General features: G+C 53.7%; 6 protein-coding genes and 2 pseudogenes. 3 read left to right on the top strand and 5 right to left on the bottom strand.

The window, feature by feature from the left end:
* Window positions 1-50 precede the first annotated feature (50 nt).
* The 3 genes and pseudogenes from C453_RS01110 to C453_RS19385 all read right to left on the bottom strand — a co-directional run.
* Window positions 51-1,301 (bottom strand): DUF6414 family protein, encoded by a 1,251-nt coding sequence (locus C453_RS01110; RefSeq protein ID WP_008322130.1) that lies wholly within the window; start codon window positions 1,299-1,301, stop codon window positions 51-53.
* A complete protein-coding gene (locus C453_RS01115; protein ID WP_049907384.1) occupies window positions 1,298-2,518 on the bottom strand; it encodes an ATP-binding protein in 1,221 nt (406 codons plus the stop codon). Before C453_RS01115 ends, C453_RS01110 begins: the two co-directional genes overlap by 4 nt.
* A 100-nt stretch (window positions 2,519-2,618) precedes the next feature.
* Window positions 2,619-3,068, bottom strand: a pseudogene (locus C453_RS19385) (DDE-type integrase/transposase/recombinase); the annotation flags it as partial.
* A gap of 468 nt (window positions 3,069-3,536) precedes the next feature.
* Here C453_RS19385 and C453_RS19390 point away from each other — a divergent pair.
* From C453_RS19390 to C453_RS01125, 3 genes and pseudogenes are all read left to right on the top strand, one after another.
* A pseudogene (locus C453_RS19390) lies at window positions 3,537-4,175 on the top strand (IS6 family transposase).
* 99 nt (window positions 4,176-4,274) lie between these two features.
* A complete protein-coding gene (locus C453_RS01120; protein ID WP_049907386.1) occupies window positions 4,275-6,062 on the top strand; it encodes a homing endonuclease associated repeat-containing protein in 1,788 nt (595 codons plus the stop codon).
* A gap of 419 nt (window positions 6,063-6,481) precedes the next feature.
* Window positions 6,482-6,844: a MarR family winged helix-turn-helix transcriptional regulator gene (locus tag C453_RS01125; RefSeq protein WP_008322141.1), complete on the top strand. Its 363-nt coding sequence runs from the start codon at window positions 6,482-6,484 to the stop codon at window positions 6,842-6,844.
* A 1,552-nt stretch (window positions 6,845-8,396) separates the two neighbouring features.
* Here C453_RS01125 and C453_RS01135 read toward each other — a convergent pair.
* Together C453_RS01135 and C453_RS01140 are read right to left on the bottom strand one after the other, a co-directional pair.
* Window positions 8,397-9,290: a hypothetical protein gene (locus C453_RS01135; RefSeq protein WP_008322143.1), complete on the bottom strand. Its 894-nt coding sequence runs from the start codon at window positions 9,288-9,290 to the stop codon at window positions 8,397-8,399.
* Window positions 9,283-9,711 carry a hypothetical protein gene (locus C453_RS01140; RefSeq protein ID WP_152417977.1) on the bottom strand — a complete coding sequence of 143 codons (429 nt, stop codon included), beginning with the start codon at window positions 9,709-9,711 and terminating at the stop codon, window positions 9,283-9,285. Before C453_RS01140 ends, C453_RS01135 begins: the two co-directional genes overlap by 8 nt.
* Window positions 9,712-10,434 lie beyond the last annotated feature (723 nt).

The raw sequence follows: 10,434 nt of genomic DNA on the forward strand, positions 1-10,434 counted from the left end.
CTGGTGCCTAGAACTTTCCCCTCTCAAAACACACTCCAAGCAAAGTGGAATTACCAGTATACTCCAATCACGTTGACCTCTAAGTGGGCTGTAAAGTCGCGTTCGGAGTCATTAGATTGTGACGGTGATTCTTGTTGATGGAACTCTGACCGTAACGTGGCTGAATCCTCTGAAAACTCGTCCTCAGACAGTATCTGGTTGAACGAATCGTACGCTTGCTTCTGGAGTTCTACCTCCTGTTCGAATTCAACTGATGCTTCCGATGAATATGCATCCGCTGCGTGGCCTACGATATCGTCTATTCGGTCATCCCCAATCGAACGCTCGGCTCTTTCAGCAAGGAATTCTGTGAATTCCCGGAGCTTCTGTTCGTCAGCGCCCGTATTCTCATTCGAAGTTTCAACTTGCGCTTCAAACCGATCCATCGCTGCTTGTAATCCCGATTCCAAATCCTCGTTAAACGTTTCCGCAAGATCCGACGAAATACTCTCAAGGACCCGTACCAACTTCATCGGATACCAATCTGGCCGAATGGACTCCACACGACAGAAAATCCGATACTGCTTGCTTGAGGCCAACGTCTGAATTGGTTCGGTCCAGAGTTCTGATTCGTCAAGTAAGGCTACGATATTGAGTGAGTCCCCTTGAGAATCTCCAGAGATACTTCCGTTCCCATCTATGGAGAGTCCATTTACCCCAATCTCTATTGGGATCTTATTCCCTAGACTTTCCTCAATGAGCCGCATATCGCCTTCCGATATATCCGTCTCATCCGGAACGGCCGTGTTGATGTACTCTATCGCCCGGTATACTCTGTATAATGGATGAAGCTGGATAGTTCCCCGAAATTCCAGAACATCACCCCGCTCTAATTTGGATGATTTTATATCCTCTTCAAGCTCATATCCTCCATCAGGATTTAATGATATTTCAGGAGTGATTTCTTCGTGCTCGTAAAGTCGCGTGAACTTCGACTGGATTAGGTCGAATGAATAGACATTCTCCGTCTCATTACCCTGTTGGGAAGTCTGGTTCGTTCCGGCACCAACATTAACTGGTCCCGCACCAGCACCAAGGTTCGCAGAATGCTGTGTTGTATTGATGTTGCTCTCACGATTCGTTTGTTCAGCTGCCACTCGACCAGAGTCGGTCGAGGCCAGAAGACTCCGTACACTCCGCTGATCAATGTAGACGAATTCGCGGAGCTGCGGGAACTGTTTCCCCTCATCATTAGATGATTCACCAGATGCCCGCCCGAAACGCCAGTACCGCCAGTAGTTTCGAACCCTGGAAAATCTCATCCTTGTGCCTCCTGCCGTCGTGCTGCACTAATTCGTAAATGTTCCATGCGAACGGACTCCTCACCGTCTTGAAGCGCGAGGTACTTCGCCTGCTCCACTACTGCAGCCAAATCTGCCCCGGTGAAATCTCCCGTCTGCTCAGCGACGGTTGTGAGGTCTACATCTTCTGCGATAGGAGTGTCTCCAAGACTAATCTGAAGAATCGCTTCCCGTGCCTCAGGTTCAGGCTTAGAGAACTCAAGTTGGGTGTCAAACCGACCAGGTCGGAGAATTGCCTGATCGATCTCATCGATGAGGTTCGTTGCTCCGATGACGATAATATCTCCTCGCTCGTCAAATCCGTCCAGTTCTGAGAGGAGCTGAGCGACGATCCGGCGCTCTGTCTCATCCGCTTGACCACGCGATGGGGCCATACTATCGAGTTCGTCAAAGAAGACGATACTTGGATTCCCTGAGGTCTCAGCTGCCTGCTCTGCTTCTTGGAAGACATCTCGGATCTGACGCTCAGTTTCACCGTAGTACTTGCTGACGAGCTCCGGGCCGTCTACGATGAAGAGATCACCGTCAACGTGATTTGTGACAGCCTTCGCGGTTCGAGTCTTTCCCGTCCCTGCGGGTCCATAGAAAAGCAGCCCTTGAGAAAGTGTCACACTCAGAGTCTCACGCAATTCTTCATTCTCCGCATCAAGTGGTTGGATGATCTGTTCTCGGATGGCTCGTTTGACGTGGCCCAAGCCTCCGATATCCTCAAGCGTGACGGAAATGTCATCGTCGTAACGCCACTCGTAACCGTCACCGCTCGTTTCTGACTCGGGAAGAAGATCGTCAACATCTGGTGGACTATCTGAAAGATGACCGTGGTAGGTCATAGCTGCTGTAACTTGTATCGTTTCGCCAGCATTGACATGGTCAGGGACTCGGGTGACTGTAGAAAGTCCACTATCAGTACGCACGATGGCTGTCCTATCAAAGACGTCTTCAACTACAGCAGGGATATTTCCCGAGGAGAAACCGTGGCGAGAGTAGATATCAACTGCCCGATCCTCGTAAGGAGGTCGTTCCTCGATTTTCACGAGGTCCCCTAACTCGACGGAGTCATAATCTGTTTCGTGCAGAACTGCGTTTTCTACCAGTACCTCATTTCCGTTACGCCGCATTACGACAAGTTTGGTTTCGGAGAGACACTCAGTTACACACCCAGCATAGAAGTCCGGCATTTGTGACTTAGTTACTCATTAATCGTCGCTCTGCTAAATCTTGCTGTCGTGTACTCAAATGGAATCGACTTCGTTGAGTGCTTCCGTAGAGAGGCACTGTCTAGTTAGTGGCCTCCTCGGCGAGCGTTCGTCCGTCAAGTGCTTGATACGGTCTCTGGAACCATAGTATTGCACAAATTGTATGAACCATTCGCGGACACTTCCGTGACTGCCCACCCACGAATTATGAAAGTGGTCGATTCGCATTGTGAGGGTGTGAAACCACTTTTCGATGCGGGTTCGCTCGACGTAGTCAAGCCGACCGCCCAATCCTACTCGAGAAGGCAGTCTGATAGACGTCGCCATCAACGAGAGACACAGCGTCTGAGAGATCGTGGTTCTCCGAGAGTCGATGGAGAAACGCAGCAGCCGGATCGGTACCATGTCGTCCAAACAACTTGACGTCAACAATCAGTTTTGTCTCGAGGTCTATTGCAGCGTCCAACCAAGACCACTCGCCGTTGATTTTGACAGCAGTCTCGTCGACCGCAACCCGCTTCGGCTTCGCCTTTACCGCTGCTATTCAGACAAACACTGGCATTGCACGCCAATACATTCAATACAATTTAGTACATCTGATATACTATGCCCATCAGCGCGGACCGTTTCGAGACAATTGACGACGGCAATGATAGCCCAAGTCCAGGCACAAACGCATACAAGACACTGTCTAGTTAAGCCAGTTTGAGAAGCGAGCAGGTCATTGAGTGAATTGGCTATGTCGCTCGCAGCCCTGCTCAGCGAGTGCGTTGCGACGGATTTAGAAGAAACGTAGGAGCGTGAGCGGACAGCGACGTGACGAGACGCGAAGCGTCTCGTTCGCATCTCGCAGAATCAGCGATTCTGCGGACTCATCGGAAACCAGTGGTTTCCGAGACACCAGAAATCGAAGATTTCTGGGGACGTCCCAAACTCGCGGAGCGAGTTTGTGGGCTCGAAAGACGCAAGCCTTTCGAACGTTCACGAGAGCAGAGCTCTCGTGCAGCCCATCAGAACGCGAAGCGTTCTGAGGACGCCCGTCAGGGCGTTCGCTGTCCAGCTCCACGCAACCGGATGTTCACTCAGAGAAACAAAACAGATTCTTCGATATCTCGGCGTTGAACGCTCTCACCAAGCTGTTTGGCAGTGGGTACATCGGCTTGCTGACAGCGGTCACAACCCGCCTGAGGCAACGCCGAAGCGGGTTGCGGTCGACGAGACCGCTGTCAAAATCAATGGCGAATGGTCTTGGTTGGACGCTGCAATAGACATCGAGACAAAGCTGATTCGTGACGTCGGATTGTTTGGACGACATGGTACCGACCCGGCTGCTGCGTTTCTCCATCGACTCTCGGAGAACCACGATCTCTCAGACGCAGTGGATCTCGGTGATGGCGACGGCTCTCAAACTGCCCGCTCTCGAGTAGGATTGGGCGGTCGGCTTGACTACGTCGGGCGAACCCGCATCGAAACGTAGGTTCATACTCTCACAATGCGAGTTGATCGCGTCTATCATTCGTGGGTCGGCAGTCACGGGAGTGTCCGCGAGTGGTTCATACAATTTGTGCACTACTACAATTTTCAGAGACCGCATCAAGCGCTCGACGGACGAACACCGGTTGAGGGGGTCACTAACTAGACAGTGCCCTGATAACTGTTGCACACCAGTCTAATGTGTGCTAACTAGACTCCTTCGCTTGAGGGTGATTTTATCACTTGGAATTGCATGTACTCGATAATGGCTCCGACTCCTTCTAAACAGGAACTTGTTGATGAACTCCAGTTGTTTGCAGAGGAAGTTGGTGGTGTACCGACTGTCAGGAGCATGCGAGACGATGGTCCGTACTCGCCTTACTACTACAAGAAAGAGTTTGGCACTTGGCATGAGGCACTCCAAGCCGCTAATATTCAACCAACTCACGGTGTCACGGCCGATGTTAATCGGACTGAACTGATTGATGCGCTTAAAGAAGTTGACAAACAGATCGATCAGTCCCCACGGCGATCAGATGTTGAGGAATATGGAGAATATCCCTACGAACTCTACACCAAGGAGTTCGGCTCGTTCGTGATTGCGCTTGAAGAAGCAGGTATCACGCCAGCGGAGATTCAATATCGCTTTAGCAATGTAGAGGTTCCACCGGAGATGCGTGGGTCTGAAAACATAGAGAAACTCCGCAATGAGGGGCCAACGCTCTCAACTGAACTCCCACAAGATGTGAGCATGAAAGACCGGCAGCGTGGTGTCTGGGACTTCAAAATCAGCTCCGGAATGACGAAGCCGGCGCACGCGATCCACTACCTGCGAGATGAGCATGCTCCAGAGCTCGTTATCCGACGGTTCTTTTCAGAGAATCCCCACATTTTGAAACAACGTGATCCACATGGCATCAAATTAGAGATCGGAGAACATCAACCCTCTTGGAAATCTATCGGGCAGGACATCACGGACGAACTGGTAGAGCATGGTGGAGTGGAAGGACCGTCGTTAGAGAATCTTGTACTCGTTGATATCTACGATGATGAGGATCTCCAATACTGCTTCTCGAAATCTGTTTCACAGCAGGTAAATACGTCAACACTTGTCGATGAGGAGGAATCGATCCCTAATGCGGCACGAGTATGGGGGTTCAGACGGGAGAATCAAGAGATCTACGAGGCTCTTTCGAAAAACGATGGCCTACTATTCAGTACGGACTCCAATTCCTATACACACTACGTACCGGTGGAGGCAACCGTCGAGAGCAGTAATTTAATGGCCGATTTGTGGGTTGAGTATGAGGACGGGACGAGAACTGGGGGAATCGATAGCCCGCGACCTAATCTAGTAGTTGGAACAGACATCCAGAGGATCGATATCCCTCGGAAGATGATCGAAAAAGAATTTACTGCAGTCCCGGATCAGGGCCCAACGAGATTGCTGACCGGCGACACGATAGAGCCATTCGTCAATAAATACGGTACAGTAGATGCCTTTTTACGAGACCGCAAGCGATCAGAAGATCCGTTTCCTGCACACGTCGATGGCTTATGTGACACGTCAACTGTTGAAGATATTCTGGCTGTACTTCGGAAACTTTCCCACGAAGAGATCCCACAAGAGGAGATCGAGTCAGAACTCGAGTCAATCGAGCGCGAGAAACGCGAAGCAGCCTTCAGAGAAGGAGTCTACGAACTTTATGAAGGCTGTGCGGTTTGTGGATCTCGGATTGAGGGTCCTGATGGATCGCATAACCTTGAGGCTGCACATATCCTCCCCAAGAACCAGGGGGGACCGGACGTGCTACAAAATGGAGTTGCATTGTGCAGACGCCATCACTGGGCGTTTGATAGTGGATGGTTTGATATTACGACAGAGTACAGTATTATCGTACGTGACAGACCTGACCTGGCAGGATATGATAAAATCAAATCATACGATGGTTCGTCTCTTCGTCTTCCTGAATCCAGTTCGCTACGTCCACACCCGACTTATCTTGGACAACGAAACACATTGAACGAGGTGTTTGATGAGTCCAGTACGTAGGGTTTCGTGAGCTCTACTCGCCCCTATACAATCTATATAGCTCATATCGCTATACTATTTTCTTAAATTCGTGCTGCAACACCGTGCTCTCGTTCGTGGTTCCGGTGTCCTCTGTGTAACACGCGTCGAAGAGGGCTGTACCTTCGACTGAGTGGTGGGCGGTTTTCTTGGGGGGTGTCACAAGCTTAGGTAGTCTTCGCGAGCGTTCAGGGGCGCATCGTGGGACGTTCGAACGCCCTCCCGACGACATCGACGTGGCGGCCGAACAGTACAACCGGTGGGTCCAGATCGGGTTGCGTGAATACGCCCAGAAAACAGATTGGTTCCTCTCTGAGACAGACGACTAATAGCAGTTTTCAGAATAAGCGCTGGGACTGCATTCCAATATATTCAATACAATTTAGTACATCTGATATACTATGCCCATCAGCGCGGATCGCTTCGAGACAATTGACGACGGCAACGATGGTCCAAGTCCGGGGACAAACGCCTACAAAATCCTCTCATTCTTAGCGCAGCATGCTGATCAAGCGTTCACACAAAGCGAGATCGCCGAGCGGACGGCCGTCAAATCCGGGTCAGTTGGTCCAACGCTCGTCAGGCTCAGAGAACGAGGTCGCGTCGAACATCGCGGCACGTACTGGCGTGTTAGTGATCACGTCTTGAGCCTCGACGCTGCAGCCAACCATGCTGCTGCTGTTGCAGCGAGTCGCGAAGAGGAACCATTTGAGTACGACGACTGGCAAGAACACGCCGTTGACCCACGCAAACAACGTGACTGACACCGCTCGCTTCAAGAAAAGCGACGTATTCTGGGCACCGGATCCATTCCGACGTGGGTCAAACCCACGCCTCTGGTTAGTTCTCGCCGCTAGCTCACTCCCGTACCCTGGGGAAGAGTATATCTGTGCAGCTCTGACGACAAGCGACCTTCCGCGAAACTACGAGCTTGGAGCTGCCTGGGTGAGTGGCAAAAACCCAAGCAAGACCTCATATTGCTCACCATGGGTCGTTGCGATAATCAAACATGACGCAGTCGTCAACCCACAGGGACAAGTGACTGAGTCATTCGTCAACGAGATGATCGCAGAGTGCAAGCGGTATCTCGGTCGCCAGTAGAGTGCGTCCCTGAGTGCCCGTACTACCTACAGGTAATCGAGGTGAGTGCCTCGGGGTCGTACGGAAATCTTCGATTTCCGTGATGACGAGACGCTTCGCGTCTCGAACCACTTGACCCCGAGGCGGTTCACACGATTGGCGAATACATTCGAGGCCGTTGACTACGCGCTTTGAAAACCAACATACAGAGGCGGCACGTACCTTCTATTCAGCACGACCGCAGAACCCCCTAAGTCCTGTCAAGAGCGGCGTGACACAGACAGAGGGTGTGTTCAGCAGACCGGGCAATACCTCTCAGCAGATATAGCTCAGCTTGTTCCGGTCAGCAGACTGTAAAGACAAAAGACACTTTACACTGACTTGACTTCAAGTAAGCGTCATAACATTATGGCAACGTTAGGATTGTGGACGAACGCGGTAGGGCTCCTCATTAGTATCGCAGGCACCCTGTTGCTGTTCCTACACACGACCAACCAATACCATTCGGCCATTCAGGATATCGGGTCGATAGCTGTGGGGTACCTCGGTCTCATTCTCCTCGGGATGTCAGTATCAGTCACGGGCGTTGCACTGCTACTGAAGGCGAATCTTGATTGATATGCAAATCAGGCTGACACAGTAGTCGATTCGACGACTGTCGGCTGGCACTGCCAGCGGACTCTCCGTGCCAGCTCCAACGCCCACGGATGACATCAAATAACCCAACAAATCTGGATAATCCAAAGAATGTGAATACGGTACCGGCAGCGGCCTCAGACGAACAGGTCACCTACACATCACAACGGACATGAATACTGCCTAACAGCCACCACGTATGCGCAGCACCATCACCACAGACCTCCCCTGTTGATCGCAATCATCGCCCTCTACGAGATTGGAATCGGCATTCACGGCACCACCGACCAGACAGCACTCTGGCTTTGTGTTTTCAGTGCAGGTGTAGTGGCAAGCTCCTCTCTCGTCACCCACATTCGAAGTGACTGAAACCGAGGGTTACCTCACCAACCCAGAGACGACAGCCCCAGTTGCAAGTGTGACAATCGGGACGACAACAACGAACTTCGTATCAAATGAAGCAGGCAGCATGATCCACCCGAATGCTGCAAGCAGTGTCAGTTGTATCCCGAGCACCTGTATCCCAAGGCCTGTCATCCGACGAGTATCTGCCATGTGGTGAGGAACGACTCGACAGTCAAAACACAGTCCCGACGTCGATCAGCGAGTCGACCAGCGGACTGGCGTATCAAGCGTAGCGCTGGCGATCTTAGCCGTATTTGCCCGCCGGAATTCACCGTCGAGCGCAGTGGTGAGACTCATGTCAAGGCTGGCGTAGAACGCAGCAAGCCCCGCCATAACGACCGAGGCGCCCACCACCGGCACCACCACACAGAAACACGACCACCGCAGGCACCCGCAACATAGCCACCGACCCCCCGAGAACCCACACCGAAAGCCGTGGGCACTCCACCTTGCGTCGAGATGAGTGCACTGCTCGTCGACAGCCGTCATCACCGCGTCCGCGAGCGCGTCAATCTCTGCAGGACGATGGATCGCAATCGCACACAGGTGCCGAACCAGTTCCAGAGCGGGCCCAGCGTACCGCCGGCGCCGAACCGTCATATCAGCGGCAACGGCCGCAACCAGATCCTGAAACAGGCGGTGCGACGGGACCAGCCGCACAGCGACGCCAAACCCCTGTGCCAGCTCGTTGGCGAACGCATCGAGACTCGCTTTTACACCGGTTCGACCCTGATCGGCCGCCGTCGCAAAGAATCCTTTAAACACGATCCAGACCGTATCAAACGCCGTCACATCCTCGAAACGCGGATCCAAAATCTGGCCACAATTCGTCGCGAGCGCAGCCACATACGTGCGCAGCTCACTGGTCCGTCGCGGTGTGTTCCAGTTCGGGTACGCAGTCGGCGCACCGAAGGCCTGACACTCCACAGCAAGTGTGTCCCCATCACGATGCAGCCCTAAGACATCGATATCCGCAGGACTCTTCGTCGTCCCGTCGGCCTTGAGATACGACACCCGAACAGCGGTGTGATAACCTCGGAGACGAACGAGGTCAGCAGCAATCCCCGCACTCGCCACTGCGTCACTCATTGCAGTTGTGTTGGTCACAGCCCACACTAGTTACGCCCTCACCCGCAGCGAGACAGCTCGACTCGGTCGACGACGCAGCAAGCGCAACAAACGCCTCCTCGATCGTCCCGTGAGCGACCGCAAACGACTGCACCGACGTGACGGCGACGGGACCCGCCAAGTCCGTCCACCACCGAGGAACCCACTGCAGAAGCCACCAGACGAGCCGCCGGACGAATCCGAGAAGTCGGAGCACCACCGCTTCCAGACCCGAGAGCGCTGTCGGATCCGGAGACACCTGGGCAGTTCGTATCTTAGTGTGGATCGACCGGACTGACCGTTCGCCAGCCTCGCGAACGACGTGGGGGACACCGACTCGGTCGCCACCAACTGTCGTCTCGACGAGACCGAGGACGTTGCTTCGGCGGCCCGCCGTTCGCATATAATCGACCATCCCTCGACGGCGGGCGAGAACGACTCGATTCGATCGCCACGGTGACCCATACCGCTCATGACTCGAGAGGGACCATACCGCTTGGCCCGCAGCGTCGAATCGACAGAGCAGGCCGAGTGCCTCAGAGTCGTACGGAAATCTTTGAGTTCCGGGATGACGAGCCGCTTCCCCCTCCTGCCCCACTTGACCTCACGGCAATTTACCCAGCCCTCGGCCTGCCCACCAGACCGTCTCGGAGCCCGTGGTTGGGACTGCGGACATGGGACACACCCAAGTTCAAGAGCCGTGTCGCGCCGCCCGGCGGCTGGTCGGCACCACGTCGCCCGTGGGCACTTCAGGAGCCAATGCCCGGCCGGAATCCCACCGCCACGCACCACCAAAACAGCAGTGAAACGCGAGCCTGGAGTGCGAGTCTGTCGTCGCATTGTGGGGGCCGTTGTGGAGAGGAGCGCCCACCGTTGTGGAGAACCCACTACTCGACTTACTCGGCTTACTCAACCCACTCGACGACTCACCCAATCCACTCGACGACTCACCCAATCCACTCGACGACTCACCCAATCCACTCGACGACTCACCCAATCCACGAGAAGACTGCAGCACATCGCTCCCGGTGCGGGGCAGTCGCCACGCGGCCACTGTCACACGAGCGGCCAGTGTTGGAGCCACCGGGCTGAGACACAGAGCGCGGTCCTATCGAAAGCGGCAGTG

The sequence above is a fragment of the Haloferax elongans ATCC BAA-1513 genome, from assembly GCF_000336755.1.
Taxonomy (GTDB): domain Archaea; phylum Halobacteriota; class Halobacteria; order Halobacteriales; family Haloferacaceae; genus Haloferax; species Haloferax elongans.